The 17,066-nt window shown below is 61.6% G+C and carries 13 protein-coding genes; 4 read left to right on the top strand and 9 right to left on the bottom strand.

Features of this window, described 5'->3' with window-relative positions; translation table 11 throughout:
* The first annotated feature begins 59 nt into the window (after window positions 1-59).
* The 4 genes from AC07V4_RS05010 to AC07V4_RS04995 all read left to right on the top strand — a co-directional run bounded on the left by AC07V4_RS05010 (window position 60) and on the right by AC07V4_RS04995 (window position 7,666).
* Complete coding sequence (locus AC07V4_RS05010) at window positions 60-1,142, top strand: efflux RND transporter periplasmic adaptor subunit (protein WP_492637704.1); 1,083 nt, start codon at window positions 60-62, stop codon at window positions 1,140-1,142.
* Window positions 1,139-2,209: an efflux RND transporter periplasmic adaptor subunit gene (locus AC07V4_RS05005; protein ID WP_492637703.1), complete on the top strand. Its 1,071-nt coding sequence runs from the start codon at window positions 1,139-1,141 to the stop codon at window positions 2,207-2,209. Before AC07V4_RS05010 ends, AC07V4_RS05005 begins: the two co-directional genes overlap by 4 nt.
* Entirely contained in the window at window positions 2,206-5,262 is a 3,057-nt protein-coding gene (locus AC07V4_RS05000) for an efflux RND transporter permease subunit (protein ID WP_492637702.1), read from the top strand. The genes AC07V4_RS05005 and AC07V4_RS05000 overlap by 4 nt, the downstream gene beginning before the upstream one ends.
* Window positions 5,263-5,491: 229 nt before the next feature.
* The gene (locus AC07V4_RS04995) at window positions 5,492-7,666 is read left to right on the top strand and encodes a glycoside hydrolase (RefSeq protein WP_492637701.1); all 2,175 of its coding nucleotides are present in this window, start codon (window positions 5,492-5,494) and stop codon (window positions 7,664-7,666) included.
* Window positions 7,667-7,771: 105 nt separating this feature from the next.
* Here the strand turns inward: AC07V4_RS04995 and AC07V4_RS04990 are convergent, their stop codons facing one another.
* The 9 genes from AC07V4_RS04990 to tcyN form a co-directional block, all read right to left on the bottom strand.
* Window positions 7,772-8,398: a class I SAM-dependent methyltransferase gene (locus AC07V4_RS04990; RefSeq protein WP_492637700.1), complete on the bottom strand. Its 627-nt coding sequence runs from the start codon at window positions 8,396-8,398 to the stop codon at window positions 7,772-7,774.
* Between the two features lie 38 nt (window positions 8,399-8,436).
* Window positions 8,437-9,081, bottom strand: coding sequence for a methionine ABC transporter permease (locus AC07V4_RS04985; protein WP_492637699.1), 645 nt, complete (start codon window positions 9,079-9,081; stop codon window positions 8,437-8,439).
* Window positions 9,071-10,186, bottom strand: a complete 1,116-nt coding sequence (locus tag AC07V4_RS04980; protein ID WP_492637698.1) for a methionine ABC transporter ATP-binding protein — start codon at window positions 10,184-10,186, stop codon at window positions 9,071-9,073. The genes AC07V4_RS04985 and AC07V4_RS04980 overlap by 11 nt, the downstream gene beginning before the upstream one ends.
* Entirely contained in the window at window positions 10,183-10,998 is an 816-nt protein-coding gene (locus AC07V4_RS04975; protein ID WP_492637697.1) for a MetQ/NlpA family ABC transporter substrate-binding protein, read from the bottom strand. Before AC07V4_RS04975 ends, AC07V4_RS04980 begins: the two co-directional genes overlap by 4 nt.
* Window positions 10,999-11,149: 151 nt before the next feature.
* Entirely contained in the window at window positions 11,150-12,502 is a 1,353-nt protein-coding gene (locus AC07V4_RS04970) for an LLM class flavin-dependent oxidoreductase (protein ID WP_492637696.1), read from the bottom strand.
* On the bottom strand, window positions 12,503-13,696 hold the full coding sequence (locus AC07V4_RS04965; RefSeq protein ID WP_492637695.1) for an SfnB family sulfur acquisition oxidoreductase: 1,194 nt from the start codon (window positions 13,694-13,696) through the stop codon (window positions 12,503-12,505). It lies immediately after the preceding gene.
* A 41-nt stretch (window positions 13,697-13,737) separates the two neighbouring features.
* Window positions 13,738-14,979, bottom strand: coding sequence for an SfnB family sulfur acquisition oxidoreductase (locus AC07V4_RS04960; RefSeq protein ID WP_492637694.1), 1,242 nt, complete (start codon window positions 14,977-14,979; stop codon window positions 13,738-13,740).
* Window positions 14,980-15,166: 187 nt separating this feature from the next.
* A complete protein-coding gene (locus AC07V4_RS04955; RefSeq protein WP_492637693.1) occupies window positions 15,167-15,940 on the bottom strand; it encodes a hypothetical protein in 774 nt (257 codons plus the stop codon).
* A 378-nt stretch (window positions 15,941-16,318) separates the two neighbouring features.
* Window positions 16,319-17,065: an L-cystine ABC transporter ATP-binding protein TcyN gene (gene tcyN / locus AC07V4_RS04950; protein ID WP_492637692.1), complete on the bottom strand. Its 747-nt coding sequence runs from the start codon at window positions 17,063-17,065 to the stop codon at window positions 16,319-16,321.
* Between the last annotated feature and the right edge of the window lies 1 nt (window position 17,066).

The following is a 17,066-nucleotide window of genomic DNA, read 5'->3' as shown; positions in this document are numbered from 1 at the left end:
CAACTAAGCTCACAGTCGCATACACACTGGCAAGTCGGCATCACGCACAAGGAGCCTGCATGGGCGGTCGTATTTCCACCTGTATATTCGGACTTGGCTTACTGACGCTGCTGAGCGGCTGTGGTCAGGAAAAGGCCGAACCCAAGCAACATTCCAGGGTATTTGTGCAGACCGTGCAGCCGACGGGTTTTGCCGCAGCGGTCACGCTCACGGGCGATATCCAGGCCCGGGTGCAAACCGACCTGTCCTTTCGCGTGGGGGGCAAGATCATCCAGCGCATGGTGGATGTGGGCGACCGCGTGAGCGCCAAGCAAGTGCTGGCCAAACTCGACCCCAAGGACTTGCAGACCAACGTTGACTCCGCCCAGGCCCAAGTCGTGGCCGAGCAGGCGCGGGTCAAGCAAACCGCCGCGGCCTTTGTGCGCCAGGAAAAGCTGCTGCCCAAGGGTTACACCAGCCGCAGCGAGTACGACGCTGCCCAGGCTGCCTTGCGCAGCAGCCAAAGCGCGCTGACCGCCGCCCAGGCCCAACTGGCCAATGCCCGCGAGCAACTGGGCTACACCGCGTTGATCGCCGAAGCGCCGGGCGTGATTACCGCGCGCCAGGCCGAAGTGGGCCAGGTGGTGCAGGCCACCGTGCCGATTTTCAGCCTGGCCCGCGATGGTGAACGGGATGCGGTGTTCAACGTGTATGAATCGCTGCTGGTGGAGCCGCCACCCGATGCGCCGATCACCGTCAGCCTTTTGGACAACCCCAGCATCAAGGCCGTGGGCAAAGTGCGCGAAGTCACGCCTGCCGTGGCCGCCAACACCGGCACCGTTCAAGTGAAAATTGCCCTGCAAGCGCTGCCCAAAGGCATGGAGCTGGGCTCGGTGGTCAGTGCCACCGCCAATGGCCCGGCCAAACCCAGCATCGAGCTGCCCTGGGCGGCGCTCACCAAAGACCTCAACGAGCCCGCCGTGTGGTTGATCGACGGCGATGGCAAGGCGCAATTGCACAAGGTCACGGTGGCGCGTTACCTCACCGGCAAAGTGATCATCGGCGAGGGCCTCAAAGGCGGCGAAAAAGTCGTGGTGGCCGGTGGGCAACTGCTGCACCCCGGCATGTTGGTCGAGATCGCCCAGCAAGGAGCCCAGCCATGAAGCGCCTGACGGTATTACTCGCCGCCAGCCTGTTGCTGGCGGCGTGCTCCAAGGAAGAGCCCGCGCCCGAGCCCGTACGCCCGGTGCTGTCTATGGAAGTGACGTCCGAAGATCAGGAAAACCTCGGCCGTTTCGCCGGTACCATCCAGGCCCGTTATGAAAGCAACCTGGGTTTTCGCGTGTCCGGCCGCATCGCTCGGCGTGCCGTGGATGTGGGGGCCGAAGTGGGGCAGGGCGCATTGCTCGCCGTGCTCGACCCTACCGACCAACAAAACCAATTGCGCGCCGCCCAAGGCGACTTGGCTCGGGTGCAGGCACAGTTCATCAACGCCCAGGCCAGTGCCCGCCGCCAGCAGGAGTTGTTCAACCGGGGTGTCGGCGCCCAGGCCCAGCTCGATGTGGCCCAGACCGACCTGAAAACCACCCAGGCCACCCTCGACCAGGCCCGGGCCTCGGTCCAGCAGGCCAAGGACCAACTCAACTACGCCGAACTGCGCACCGACCACGCCGGGATCGTCACCGCCTGGAATGCCGAGGCCGGCCAGGTGGTAAGCGCCGGCCAACAAGTGGTGACCCTGGCCCGCCCGGATATCAAGGAAGCTGTGATCGACCTGCCGGCCGGCCTTGCCGAGCGTCTGCCAGCGGATGTGGTGTTCCTGGTCGCCGGGCAACTCGACCCCAGCGTGCACACCACTGCCATCGTGCGTGAGATCGAACCCCAGGCCCAAAGCGCCACGCGCACTCGGCGTGCGCGCTTGACCTTGGCCGAGACGCCCCCTGCGTTTCGCCTCGGCACGGCGATCAGCGTGACCTTGAGCACCGCCATTGCGCCGCGCATTGAGGTGCCGTTGAGCGCCTTGCAGGAAGTCGATGGCAAGACCTGTATCTGGCTGCTCGACACCCAGAGCCTGACCGTGCAACCGCGTGACGTCACGCTGCTCAGCCGTGGCGCCGACAGCGCCTTGCTCAACGGTGGCGTCAAACCCGGCGAGCGCATTGTCACCGCGGGTGTGAACAGCCTGAAACCTGGACAAAAAGTCAAAATCGACGAGGGCAGCCCGCGATGAAAGGGAGCTTCAACTTATCCGACTGGGCTCTCAAGCATCAGTCCTTCGTCTGGTACCTGATGTTCGTCGCGCTGCTGATGGGCGTGTTTTCGTACATGAACCTGGGCCGCGAGGAAGACCCTTCGTTCACCATCAAGACCATGGTGATCCAGACCCGCTGGCCGGGCGCGACCCAGGAGGAAACCCTCAAGCAGGTCACCGACCGCATCGAGAAAAAGCTCGAAGAACTCGACTCCCTCGACTACGTGAAAAGCTACACCCGCCCAGGCGAATCCACAGTGTTCGTGTTCCTCAAGGACACCACCAGCGCCAAGGCCATCCCCGAGATCTGGTATCAGGTTCGCAAGAAGATCGACGATATTCGCGGCACCTTTCCCCAGGGCTTGCAGGGACCGGCGTTCAACGACGAGTTCGGCGACGTATTTGGCTCGGTGTACGCCTTTACCGGTGACGGCTTGTCGATGCGCCAGCTGCGCGATTACGTAGAGCAGGTGCGCGCCGAGATCCGAGCGGTGCCGGGCCTGGGTAAGGTCGAGATGATCGGCCAGCAGGACGAAGTGATTTACCTGAACTTCTCTACGCGCAAACTCGCCGCCTTGGGCATTGACCAGCGCCAAGTCGTGCAAAGCCTGCAATCGCAGAACGCGGTGACGCCGGCCGGGGTGATCGAGGCCGGGCCGGAGCGGATTTCGGTGCGCACCTCGGGGCAGTTCGCCTCGGAGAAGGACCTGGCCAACGTCAATCTGCGGCTCAACGACCGCTTCTATCGCTTGGCGGATATTGCCGACATCAGCCGTGGCTACGTCGATCCGGCGCGGCCGTTGTTCCGCTTCAACGGCAAGCCGGCTATTGGCTTGGCGATTGCGATGCAGAAGGGCGGCAATATCCAGTCTTTCGGCAAGGCCCTGCATGAGCGCATGGACGAGCTGACCGCCGACCTGCCGGTGGGCGTCGGTGTGCACAAAGTCTCCGATCAGGCCGAAGTGGTGGAGGCGGCCGTAGGCGGCTTCACAAGTGCGCTGTTTGAAGCGGTGATCATCGTGTTGGTGGTGAGCTTTATCAGCCTCGGCATGCGCGCCGGGTTGGTGGTGGCGTGCTCGATCCCCTTGGTGTTGGCGCTGGTGTTTGTGTTCATGGAATACAGCGGCATCACCATGCAGCGGGTGTCGCTGGGCGCCCTGATCATCGCCCTCGGCTTGCTGGTGGACGATGCGATGATCACCGTGGAGATGATGATCACGCGCCTGGAAAAGGGCGAAACCAAGGAGCAGGCCGCCACCTACGCCTACACCTCCACGGCGTTCCCGATGCTCACCGGCACGCTGGTGACGGTCGCGGGCTTCGTGCCGATTGGTCTCAACGCCAGTTCGGCGGGTGAGTACACCTTCACCCTGTTTGCGGTGATTGCCGTGGCGATGCTGGTGTCGTGGGTGGTGGCGGTGCTGTTTGCGCCGGTGATCGGCGTGCATATCCTCAGCGCCAATGTGAAACCCCACGACGCCGAGCCTGGGCGGATTGGCCGAGCCTTCAATGGCGGCATGCTGTGGGCCATGCGCAATCGCTGGTGGGCCATCGGCATCACGGTGGCGCTGTTCGTGGCCTCGGTGTTTTCCATGCAGTTTGTGCAGAACCAGTTCTTTCCGTCATCGGATCGTCCGGAAATCCTCGTCGACCTCAACCTGCCGCAAAACGCTTCGATCAACGAGACGCGCAAGGCCGTCGACCGCCTTGAAGCGATCATCAAGGATGACCCGGACATTGCCCGTTGGAGCACCTACATCGGGCAGGGCGCGATTCGTTTCTACCTGCCCCTCGACCAGCAATTGGAAAACCCCTACTACGCACAGTTGGTGATCGTGAGTAAGGGCCTGAAAGAGCGCGGCGCCTTGATTGCGCGCCTGCAAAAGCATCTTCGCGATGATTTTGTCGGCATCGGCAGCTTTGTGCAGCCGCTGGAAATGGGCCCGCCGGTCGGCCGGCCGATTCAATATCGCGTGTCGGGCAAAGATATCGACCAAGTGCGCAAGCACGCCATCGAATTGGCGACCCTGCTCGATCAGAACACCCACCTGGGCGGGATCATTTACGACTGGAACGAGCCGGGCAAAGTGCTGCGCGTGGACATCGCCCAAGACAAGGCGCGGCAACTGGGGCTGTCGTCGGAAGACGTGGCGCAGTTGATGAACAGTGTGGTCAGTGGCGCCTCGGTGACCCAGGTACACGACGATATCTACCTGATCAATGTGGTCGGTCGCGCCGAGGATGCCGAGCGTGGCACCCCGGAAACCTTGCAGAACCTGCAGATCGTCACGCCCAACGGCACGTCGATTCCGCTGCTGGCGTTCGCCACCGTGCGCTATGAGCTGGAGCAGCCGCTGGTATGGCGCCGGGACCGCAAGCCAACCATCACTATCAAGGCATCGGTACGCGATGAGATGCAGCCCACGGACTTGGTGAGGCAGTTGGCACCGACCATCGAGAAATTCGGCGCGGGCTTGCCGGTGGGCTACAAGGTCGCCACTGGCGGTACCGTGGAAGAAAGCGGCAAGGCCCAAGGCCCGATTGCAAAGGTGGTGCCGCTGATGCTGTTCCTGATGGCGACCTTCCTGATGATCCAGCTGCACAGCGTGCAGAAGATGTTCCTGGTGGCGAGTGTCGCGCCGCTCGGGCTGATCGGTGTGGTGCTGGCGCTGATTCCCACGGGCACGCCCATGGGCTTCGTGGCGATCCTGGGGATCTTGGCGCTGATCGGCATCATCATCCGCAACTCGGTGATCCTGGTGACGCAGATCGATGAGTATGAGCTTGCGGGCTACACGCCGTGGGATGCGGTGGTGGAAGCCACCGAGCACCGGCGTCGGCCGATCCTGCTGACAGCCGCCGCAGCGAGCCTGGGCATGATCCCGATTGCGCGGGAGGTATTCTGGGGGCCGATGGCCTACGCGATGATTGGCGGGATCATCATCGCGACCTTGCTGACATTGTTGTTCCTGCCGGCGCTGTATGTGGCCTGGTACAAGATTCGTGAACCAAAACAAGACCAACGCGGTTAACCAGAAGAAATACAGATCAAAAGTGTGGGAGCGGGCTTGCCCGCGAATGCGGTGTATCAGTCAGCACACCAGTCACTGACAGACTGCCATCGGGGGCAAGCCCCCTCCCACATTTGAATCTTCCTCTACCTTGCGACTTGTGGGAAATCTCTTGAAGTGCTTCCAGCGTCCGTTTCAGGCAACCGAGTGTTTTATCCTCTCGACCTCTACCCCCCACCGGTCGAGCACCATGAACTGGCAACGTCATCTTTTACTGGTCTGCACGTTTCTCATCGCGCCGTTGGCCTCTGCCGCCACCCTCCTGGAAAACCCACAGTGGCGCATCGAGCTCGACCCCGCCACCCTCGCCATCCGCGCCACGCCCAGCGGGCAGGCGCCGGTGCAGGCCTCCAGCGGCGTCGCGGCCCGCGCTGTCAGCCAGTTGTCACAGACCCCCCAACAAGCCCGTTGGCAGTGGGGAGCATTTCTCGTGACAGCCAGCCTTGCGCAACGCGACCTGACGCTCGCCATCACTGCACGCGAACCTGGTGAGCTGACGATTCTTCAACAACCCGTCAGCGCCCTCGGCAAGGGCCTGATGTGGCCGTTGGCCGAAGGGCATTACGTCCCCGCCGGCAATCCTGTGTGGACGGCGTTTTTGCGTGAGCAGGGCGACATCAATACCACCCAGGACCTCAGCCTGCCGCTGTGGGGCACGGACCATGGCGCCTTCACCCTGAACTGGTTGTTGACCAACCCCTACAACAACCGCCTGCGTTGGCAGGAGGGGTTGGCGTTGTCGGTGGCCCATGAATTCACCGCGCTGGACCCCACTGCGCCGATGACCTTGGTGTTGCACCTGGGCGATGCCGACCCGTTGGCCGGTGCCAAGCGTTATCGCCAGTGGCTGGTGGAACAGGGCCGTTATGAACCATTGGCGGACAAGTTGCAGCAAACGCCCGAAGCACAAAAACTGCTGGGCGCCAGCCATGTCTATCTGTGGGGCAATGATCTGTTGGCAGCAGAGGATGTGCGTGATTGGCCGATGCTGCTCAAGCGCCTGCGTGGTCATGAGCTCAAAGGATTATTGGACAAAGAGTGCGCAAAGGTTCTGGCGCAGACCACCGCGTTGAATCGCTATGAACAGACGGTGTTGTTGCGCGGCCTCAATGCAGCGATCAACAAGAAAGCCCGGCAGAGCTGGCAGGTAGATGAACCCGACATGACCCGGCTCGCCGCCCGCTACGCTGAACTGCGCGGCGAGTTGGCCATGGCGTTTGCCGGCGCCCTGCGCGATCACCCTGAAACCTGGGGTAGCCAGGCTATTCGGTCGTTGCGCGACGCCGGACTGCAACGGCTGTTACTGACCCTCGGTGAAGGCTGGGAAGGCGGCCTTTGGCATCCCGAAGCGATCCGTGCCGGGGTCGAGGCCGGTTATCTGATGGCGCCGTACGACTCCTATGAAACCGCGCTGTCGGCGACGGAAAACCCGGACTGGACCACCGCCCATCTGGGCAGCAAGGCCTATCGCGACTGTGCGATTGTGTTGAAGGACGGCAAATTGAAAACCGGCTTCCAGCAATCCGGACATTACACTGACCCCCGCTGCGTACGCCCTTTGCTGGAGGCCCGGGTGAAGGCCATCCAGGCCAAGGCCGGCTTCAACGCCTGGTTCCTTGACGCCTACGCCACCAGCATGGTCTTCGACAGCTACCGTGACGGCATCACGATGACCCAGGCACAAAATGCCGAAGGCAATATCGATGCCTCGCGCTGGCTCAATACCGAACTCAAGCTGCCCACAGGTTCCGAGGACGGCAACGCCATCACCGCCCAGGGCATCCTGTTCGCCCACGGCATGCAGACGCCGGTGATCGGTTGGGGTGATCGCCAGATGACGCAGGACAAGCAGTCACCCTATTACGTGGGCAACTGGTACCCGCCGGAGCAGCCGACAGTGTTCTTCAAGCCGGTGCCGCTGAACGAGCCGTTCCGTACGGTGTATTTCGAGCCAACGATGCGTTTGCCGCTGTACCAGGCGGTGTTCCATGGCTCGGTGATCACCACCCATCACTGGCTGTTCGACAGCCTGAAACTAAGCAATGTGCAGGCTGAGAACGAGCTGACCCAACTGCTCTACAACGTGCCGCCGCTGTATCACCTGAGTGCCGCGACGGTGAAGCAACGGCTGCCGGTGATTGAGCGTCAGGACCGGTTTTTCCGACCGTTGCATCAGCGTCTGGCGACACAGGCCATGACTGATTTTCGATGGCTCACACCCGATAAGCAGGTGCAGCAGACCACCTTCGTCGATGGTACGCGGTTGGTGGCGAATTTCTCTGCCGAGGAAAAACTAGGGTATGCGGGGCGCAGTGTGACGGCGCTGGCGGCAGGTGAAAAACCAGTGGTGTATCAGGTGGATTAGGGGGCCTTTGAGAACATCGGGGGCAAGCCCCCTCCCACATTTGAAATGCATTCCAAGTGTGGGAGGGGGCCTGCCCCCGATGGCGTCAGATCAGTCAGCAAAAATTTATAATTTGCGCCACACACTCGCCAGCCAGGGTTGCTGTTCCCTCGGCAACCCCGCTGGCCGGTAATAGTGTTCCAACTCCACAAAACCGGCCTCGCTCAGCAACGTCTGCCATGCTTCCAAGTCGTGATAAGACCCATACCGCGGCCCATTCCACCCTTCCTGATTCTCGCCCCGTGGATTGGAACTGAACAACACGCCCCCAGGCTTCAACGCTCCATGCAGTTGCGTGAGCACACGCGGCAGCTCCTGCTTGGGAATATGAAACAGCACCGCATTGGCGAAGATTCCGTCGAAGCGCTCGGCAGGCAGGTCCAGCTTTAGGAAGTCCTGCTGCAACACCTCGCAGCCGCTGTCTTCGCGCGCCATCTGCGCAAAACGCTCGGAGCCATCGAGCCCCACTGCGATATGGCCCCTGCGTGTAAATGCCTGCAAGTCCCGCCCTGGCCCGCAGCCGAAATCCAGCACGGTAAACGGCGCTGTGCCCTGGATATGTCGCAGCAGGGCGTCGATATTCTGGCTTACATCGTGATCGCGGGTGCCTTCACGGAAGTCCTCGGCTACCTTGTTGTAGTGGCCGAGTGTGGTGGAGGTGATCTGGTCGAGGTCGTCGGGCTTGAGGGTCATGACGGCAATACCGAGTGTTGAGATGACCCGACTATACCTCAGCGCTTGTTCAGCACCCGCGCCAGGCGATCGCCGCCCAACTGAATCACGGCCACCAGCACCACCAGCAACACGATCACCGTCAGCATGATCTGCGTATCAAAGCGCTGGTAGCCGTAGCGGTAGGCAATATCGCCCAGGCCGCCTGCGCCAATCGCCCCGGCCATGGCCGATGAGTTGATCATCGTCACCAACGTAATGGTGAACCCGCCGACAATCCCCGGCAGCGCTTCCGGCAACAGCACATTCCAGATGATGTGCCAGCGACGGCAACCCATGGCCTGTGCGGCTTCGATCAGCCCATGGTCGACTTCCCGCAGGCTCACTTCGGCAATCCGCGCGAAAAACGGCGTGGCGGCGATGGTCAGTGGTACGACGGCTGCCCAGACACCGTAGGTGGTGCCGACGATCAAGCGGGTGAACGGGATCAGCGCCACCATCAGAATCAAAAAGGGGATGGAGCGGAACAGATTGACGAACGCGCCCAGGACACGGTTCAACGCCGGTGCCTGATAGATCCCGCCCTTGTCGCTGGTGACCAGGAACACCGCCAGCGGAATCCCTACCAGCAAGGCGATCAGCGACGACACGCCGACCATCAGCAAGGTGTCGATGGCGCCCTGCAACAAACGATCAAACCACATAACCCAGCACCTCCACCTGTTGCGCCCAATTCCCTGCGCGCTTGCGCAGCTCGACGGCGCTGTGGGGCGAACCATTCACCGCCAACAGCAATTGCCCCAGGGCGTGCCCCTGAATCCGCTCCACACCGCCTTGCAGCAAGCGCACACGTCCGCCCAGGGCGCCGAACAGGGCGGCCAGGTCGGGTTCATCGTGAGTGCTGCCGGTGAACTGCAAGCGCAACACCAGCGCGGCGTCGCTCGAGGCCTGAGTGGGTTGCAGGCGGCTTTGCAGTTCTTCCGGCAGCCCGTGTTGCAAGGGCGCCAACAGGGTCTTGCTGACCTCATGCTGCGGGTTGCCGAACACTTGCCACACGGGGCCTTGCTCGACGATACGTCCGTGTTCCAGAACCACTACGCGGTCACAGATATCGCGAATCACCGCCATCTCATGGGTGATCAACACAATGGTCAGCCCCAGGCGTTGGTTGATCTCGCGCAGCAGGCCGAGGATCGACTGGGTGGTTTCCGGGTCGAGGGCCGAGGTGGCTTCGTCGCACAGCAGAATCTCGGGGTCGTGCACCAGCGAACGGGCGATGCCCACGCGCTGCTTTTGCCCACCAGACAGTTGCGCCGGGTAAGCGTTGTGCTTGTCCTTGAGGCCCACTAGTTCCAGCAGTTCGCGGACCTTTTGCTCACGCTGCGGTTTGGGTACGCCGGCGACTCTGAGTGGCAACTCGACGTTCTGCCACACGGTCTTGGCCGACATCAGGTTGAAGTGCTGGAAGATCATGCCGATGCGCCGACGTAGCGCCACCAAGTGGTCTTCATCGAAGTCGCCAATGTCGACCTGATCGATCAATACCCGCCCGCTGCTGGGTTGCTCCAGGCGGTTGATGGTGCGGATCAGCGACGACTTGCCGGCGCCGCTGCGGCCGATGATGCCAAACACTTCGCCGCGCTGGATCGCCAGGTCAATGCCTTGCAGGGCATGCACCGTACCGTCGTAGGTTTTGCCCAGGTTGATAAAGCGCACATGAGCACGGTTCAGGTCTGGGTGCAGTTCTGTCTGCTCGGCGTCCCTGGGCGGCAAGCCCAGGTCGCGCAGTTGGGTATTGGCGGCGGTCATTTTTTATCTTCCCAGCCCACTTGGTAGAGCTTACCCAGGGACTTATCCAGGGCTGCGCGCACCACTGGCGAGTGCTGGTAGATATCGACGAACTTGATCACCCGTGGATCGGTTTTGCTTTTCGGCTGGATCACGAACTGGATCACGTATTCCGGGTGGTCGAGGCCGTCGAACAGCAGCGCCGATTCGGCATCGAAGGTCTTGGACAGGCGGATATACGCCGGGTAGCCCTGCACCAGGTCGGCATCGTCATAAGCGCGTACCAGTTGCACCGCTTCCACTTGCAGGATCTTGATCTTTTTCGGGTTGGCAACGATGTCTTCTTCGGTGGCCTTGTAACCCACGCCTGGCTTGAGGGTGATCAAGCCCGCTTTGGCCAGCAGTTGCAGGCCGCGCCCGCTGTTGATCGGGTCGTTGGCGATGGCCACGCTGGCACCCTGGGGCAGGTCATTGATGCTTTTGTACTTCTTCGAGTAGAGGCCGACGTTGTTGATGATGCCCGGCGCGTACGGCACCAGGTCAAAGCCAGCGGCGGCCTTGGCGTTTTCCAGGAACGGAATGTGCTGGAAGTAGTTCACATCGATATCACCGGCAGCCAGGCTGACGTTGGGCGCGATCCAGTCGGTGAACTCCACCAGCTCGACTTTCAGGCCTTGCTTGCCTGCTTCAGTCACGGCGGCTTCCAAGGGAATCGCGAAGGCGGCGGTGGTGCCGATTTTCAGCGGTGCGTCGGCGGCGAATACCGTAGCGCTGAACAAGCTGAAGGCTAAGGCCAGTGCTTTGACTGGGTGGGAGAGTCGTGTCTTTTTCATAGTGTTTATCCAGTCATGTTGGGAGCCATGAAGATCCAGTGTGGGAGGGGGCTTGCCCCCGATTGCAGTGGTTCAGTAGGTAAATCTGGTGACTGACACACCGCTATCGGGGGCAAGCCCCCTCTCACACTTTTTGGTTCACATTTTTAGTTCAGTGGCGGTAGGTAGATCCGGTGTGTTGTTCGGGTAAGCGAGCGGTACCGTGGAAGACTTTTTCCCTTAGCGTCCCGGTCTCGTAGGCGGTCTTGTACGACCCGCGCTTCTGCAACTCCGGCACCACCAAATCGATAAAGTCCACGTAGCTTTCCGGCGTGACAATTCGCGTCAGGTTGAAGCCATCCAGCCCGGTTTCGCCGATCCAGGACTCCAGCTCATCGGCCACGTGTTCAGGTGAGCCGACCAAGGTGATGTAGCGACCGCCCAGGGCGTGCTGTTCGAGCAATTTGCGGCGGGTCCAGTCGTTGTTCTGCAGGTTCTTGGTCGCCGACTGGATCGCGTTGCTTTTCACGTACTGGATCGGTTCGTCCAGTTCATATTGGGCAAAATCAATCGCCGTGGAGGCCGAGAAATGCGCCACGCCGGCTTCCGCGCTGGCGTAGCTCAGGTATTCGGCGTGCTTTTTCCAGGCCAGCTCCTCCGTGGCGCCGACGATCACGTTGAGGCCCATGAACACCTTGATGTCATCCGGGTTGCGCCCGGCCTCGACTGCGCTGGCGCGTACCTTATCCACCTGTACCTTGGTCGACGCCTTGTTCTGCCCGCTGATGAATACGCACTCGGCATGCCGTCCGGCGAACAGCAAGCCACGGTCGGAACTGCCGGCCTGGAACAGCACCGGCGTGCGCTGCGGCGAGGGTTCGCACAAGTGATAACCCTCTACCTGATAGAACTCGCCGTGGTGCTCGACCTTGTGCACTTTGCCCGGCTGCGCATAGACCCGCGCATGGGGATCGTTGAGCACGGCATCGTCTTCCCAACTGCCTTCCCAGAGTTTGTAGAGCACCTCCAGGTACTCATCGGCCTGGTCGTAGCGGCGGTCATGCTCGACCTGCTCGGTAAGGCCCATGGCCTTGGCGGCGCTGTCGAGGTAGCCGGTGACGATGTTCCAACCGACCCGGCCACGGCTCAGGTGGTCGAGGGTGGACATGCGTCGGGCGAACAGATACGGCGGCTCGTAGGTGAGGTTGGCGGTCAGACCGAAACCGAGGTTTTCAGTCACTGCCGCCATCGCTGACACCAGCAGCAATGGGTCGTTGACCGGCAGCTGGATCGACTCCTTGAGCGGCACGTCTATGGAGTTTTGATAGACGTCATACACACCGACGATATCGGCAATGAACAAGCCGTCGAACAGGCCGCGTTCCAGTGTCTTGGCCAGTTCGGTCCAATACTCGATGGTTTTGTACTGGGTCGAAGTGTCCCGTGGATGGGTCCACAGGCCGTGGTTGATATGCCCGATGCAGTTCATGTTGAAGGCATTGAGCAGGATTTTTTTCTTGGCCATTCAGATGGTCCCCCGCAGTGGCGGGTTTTCATCGTTGAGGTAGTAATTGCCCACTGCGTGGTACTTCCAGCGCACGGGGTCGTGCAGGGTGTGCACGCGGGCGTTGCGCCAGTGGCGGTCGAGGCCATGCTCGGCCAGTGTGGCCTGGCTGCCGGCCAGTTCGAACAGGGTGCTGCCGGCGGCGAGGGAAATCTCGGTGCTCAGGGCGCGGACCTCGGCGACGGCGATTGACGCTGCCGCCACCGTCTCGGCATTGGTCTGGGCCTGGGCGCGGTCGAGGAACTCGCCGGAGCGCTCCAGCAGCGCTTCAGTGGCGTGCAGGCGGACGCTCAGGTGGCCGAAACTTTTCAGGGTCAGCGGGTCTTCGGTGGCCTTGTCGTTGCCGGAATCGATCCACGGGCGGGTCTTGGTGCGCACGAAGTGCAACGCGTCTTCAAAGGCCGCACGGGCAATGCCGGTGTCGATGGCCGCGTGAAGGATCTGCGCCAGTGGGCCGACGGTGGTCGGGCGTTCGAAGGAGCTCTGGAACGGGATCACGTCCTGCGCCGCGACCCACACGTTATCGAACACCACCGAACCGCTGCCGGTAGTGCGTTGGCCGAAGCCACTCCAGTCGTCGATCACGCTCAGACCTTCGCTGTCGCGAGGGACAAAGGCGAGCTGCTGCACGCCATGCTCATCGACCACCGACGTGGGGATGCGTTGGGCGTAGATCGCACCGGTTGAATAGAACTTGCGGCCGCTGATGCGAAAACCGTCGCCGTCGCGGGTGAGGGCGGTGACGCGGTCATGGGCGGTCTTGGTGCCCAGTTCCGCCAGGGCGTTGCCAAAGCGCTGGCCGGCCAGCACCTCGGCGTACAGGCGTTTTTGCTGCGCCGGGCTGCCGTTCACGCGTAGCACTTCAAGTGCATAGAAATGGTTCTGCGGGATCTGGCCCAGGGAGGCGTCCGCTTGGGCAATCAGCGCGATGACCTTGGCCAGCGTGACGTTGGATACGCCCGCGCCGCCGTATTCCTTGGGGACGCTGATGCCCCACAAACCGGAACGCGAGAATACATCCAGCTCAGGCAGGGGCAGGCGGCGCTCGCGGTCGCGCTGGGCGCTGTCGCGACGGAAGTCTTCGGCCAGGTCGCTGGCGACAATAAGGGCTTGTTCGTCGCTGGTGATAACCGCGACGTTTGCAGAGAAAGTCATGTGTGTTCTCCAGAAGCTCGTGGAAAAAGTGTTCTGGTCGGTTAAATCCAGGAATGACGAGCAGGCAAAGTGCCGTTCAAGCGGTAGGCGCCGACGGCGTGATATTTCCAGCGCACCGGGTCGTGCAGGGTGTGCACCCGGGCGTTGCGCCAATGACGATCAAGGTTGAATTCGGCGAGAGTGGCGCGACTGCCGGCCAGTTCGAAGAGCTTCTCGCTGACCAGCAGCGACACTTCGGTGGTCAGCACTTTCGCCTCGGCCACGGCAATCGACGCCCGGGCGGCGGATTGCGCGGTGATCGGCGCCGCGCTGACTTCGTCCAGCACCTTGCCAGCCTTGCGCAGCAGCGCTTCGGCGGCGTGCAGTTCGATTTTCAGCTTGCCGATGTCGGCGATCACGTACAGGTCGTCGCTGGCCCGTTCGACCTTGGCGTCGATCCACGGGCGCGAGCGTTCACGCACGAAAGCGATGGTGTCATCCAGCGCACCACGGGCAATGCCGGCGTCGATGGCGGCCTGGATCAATTGCGAGACGGCGCCCTGGATGTTCGGGCTTTCACCGATGCGCCAGTTGTCCACCACCAGCTCCGCGTCCACCGACACGCGGTCCAGCAGCACGGTTCCGCTGGCGGTGGTGCGTTGGCCGAAGCCTGACCAGTCGTCAACGATGCGTAGCCCTTCGGTGCCACGGCGCACGAACGCCATGACTTGCTTGCCGTCGTCGTTCAACGCCTTGATCGCTACCCAGTGAGCGAACAACGCGCCGGTGGAGTAGAACTTCTGGCCGCTGATGACGTAACCATCGCCCTCGGCAGTGAGGCGTGCCTTGAGCTCCAGGGTGTTCTTGGTGCCGCGCTCCGGGCCGCCATTGCCGATGCGCCAACCGTCGAGCACGCTTTGGAACAACTGCTTTTTCTGGCGCTCGGTGGCGGTGCCCTGCAACAGATACAGGATGCCGAAGTGGTTCTGCGGGATCTGCCCCAGGGCCGGGTCTGCCGCGCTGATGATCGCGAACACTTCGGCCAGGGTCACGAATGACACTTGCGGGCCGCCGTATTCGCGGGGAATGGAAATACTGCCCAGCCCACTGCGCGTGAACTGTTCGATCTGCGCCCACGGCAACTGGCGCTGCCGATCGCGTTTGGCCGCTTGCAGGCGCGCGGCCTGGGCCAACTCGTGAGCCGCGTCCAGCGCCTGGGCGTCGTTATGCAGCACGGTGGCTGGTAGTAACAGGGGGGCTACGTCCAGATCACTCTGGGGGGGTGTCACAGCCAAATTAGACATCAGCGCCGCTCCTTGGCTGCACGTAATGCCCTGGCGTTATGCACCGGGGTAATTCTGACCATACCGACCTCGCATTCAATGAAATAAAAACAGAAAAATCAGAGATGTCCGGTGGTCCGGTGCATATACCCTAAGCGCGTTAAATTTTTAAATAAACTAACTTCTAGGAATATGCATAGAAGGGTAATCACCCAGGTTCACAAGGTGAGCCGGGGTGGCGTGGTTGGTAGATCGATGCGGCCCTGGCCGGGCGGGCCGGTGTCTGTGGCGCAGAGGCGGCGATGCTCAAGGTGCGAGGTGGTGCCCAGCGTGAATTATTGCCGACACGATCGAGAATGCAGTAGGTCACGTCCACGCGGCAGTCGTCGCCTGCTTCGACAATCACCGTCGAGGGCACCCATATCCGTACCGTTGACCCGACGTCCTTGGCTTGGATCTTCGGCAAGTCCAGGCGTACATCTCCCCAACGCAACGTGATGGCGTCTCCGGTTGCCATGTTCAGGTAGGGATCAATGCATAGCGGAATACCGCGCCGCACCTGGCGGCAGTTGACGCCGTAACGACGGATGGTTTCAGGCAGGTGGACAGGGGCGAGGTTCTGGTTTTCATCGCCGAACAAGGCTGAATGCTGACCGCCCGGGCAGTTGGTCTTGACCCGTACCGTGGTCACTGCCGAACGCGCAGGGCCATGGCCGATCTGCAGGACTTGGTAGTGCACCCGTGCAGGGCCGTCCAGCACAAAGCTTTCCGGCACCCGAAGGCGGGTCGGGGTACCGATCTTGCACGCAGTCACCCGCCGTGACGCGGTAAAGCAGTCGTTCCAGAACAGTTCGATCAGGTCACCTTCATCCATGCCCGGGTAGGGTGCAATGTCGACCTGCAGGTGTGCAGCGGCCAGGGCGTTGATGCCGTTTCGAATGGCCTGGGGCAATGTCGGGGCGGTGAGCAGGGGGCGCGTCATAAGTCATCTCCTTGATGCAGCCAGCAGCGATCGTTCCGGCCTCGTAGGAGGTTCGGAAGGAACGATTCAGTAAGTAGCCGGGATAGGATCCAATCCTCTGGACGCTAGATAAGAGGGTTGGCCAAGGAGCGTCAATGGCGGCACAGGGCTAAACGGCGGGTTGGAGCAGATTCAGAAGGGTCTGACGAGGAGGGGGATTTCTGGAGAGGCGTGGAGGGGTGTTTTACCGGTTGGGATGCAGATGTGCTGTAGGCACGGAACCCTGTGGGAGCTGGCTTGCCTGCGATGCGAACACTCCGGTATATCAGTCACACCGTGGTGATGCTATCGCAGGCAAGCCAGCTCCCACACAAGGCAGTTCCCACAAACCCATGGAACTCAGTGGGCGAGGAACTTGCTCAGGAACTGCTTGGTGCGTTCTTCCTTGGGGTTGGCAAACAGTGCCTTGGCTTCGCCCTGTTCGACGATCACACCCTTGTCGAAGAAGATCACCCGGTTGGCCACGTCACGGGCAAAACTCATTTCGTGGGTGACGATCACCATGGTGCGATTTTCTTCAGCGAGGCTGCGGATGGTCGCCAGGACTTCGCCCACCAGTTCCGGGTCGAGGGCCGAGGTGGGCTCATCGAACAGGATCACCTCGGGTTCCATGGCCAGCGCACGGGCAATCGCCACGCGCTGTTGCTGGCCACCGGACAAACGCCGGGGGTACGACGCTTCCTTGCCCGCCAGGCCGACCCTGGCCAACAGCTTGCGACCCAGTTCGATGGCGGCGTCCCGTGGCATCTTCTTGACCACGATCGGCCCTTCGATGACGTTTTCCAGTGCGGTACGGTGAGGGAACAGGTTGAAGTTCTGGAACACAAAACCCACGTGCTGGCGTAAGCGCCGCACCAAGCCCTGTTGCTGATTGAGCGGCTTGCTGCTGTCGATCTCGATATCACCCACCTTGATACGACCGCTGGTGGGTTCTTCGAGGAAATTCAGGCAGCGCAGGAAGGTGGTCTTGCCAGAGCCGCTGGGACCGATGATGGCGACGACTTCGCCTTCCTTGACCTCAAGGTCGATGCCGTTGAGCACCACTTGGCCCTTGAATTGTTTGGTCAGTTTTTCAACCACGATCATG

The organism is Pseudomonas sp. GW821-FHT03A09, assembly GCF_059421065.1.
Note: the sequence above shows the minus strand (reverse complement) of the source record. Positions and strands in the feature narration are given on the sequence as shown.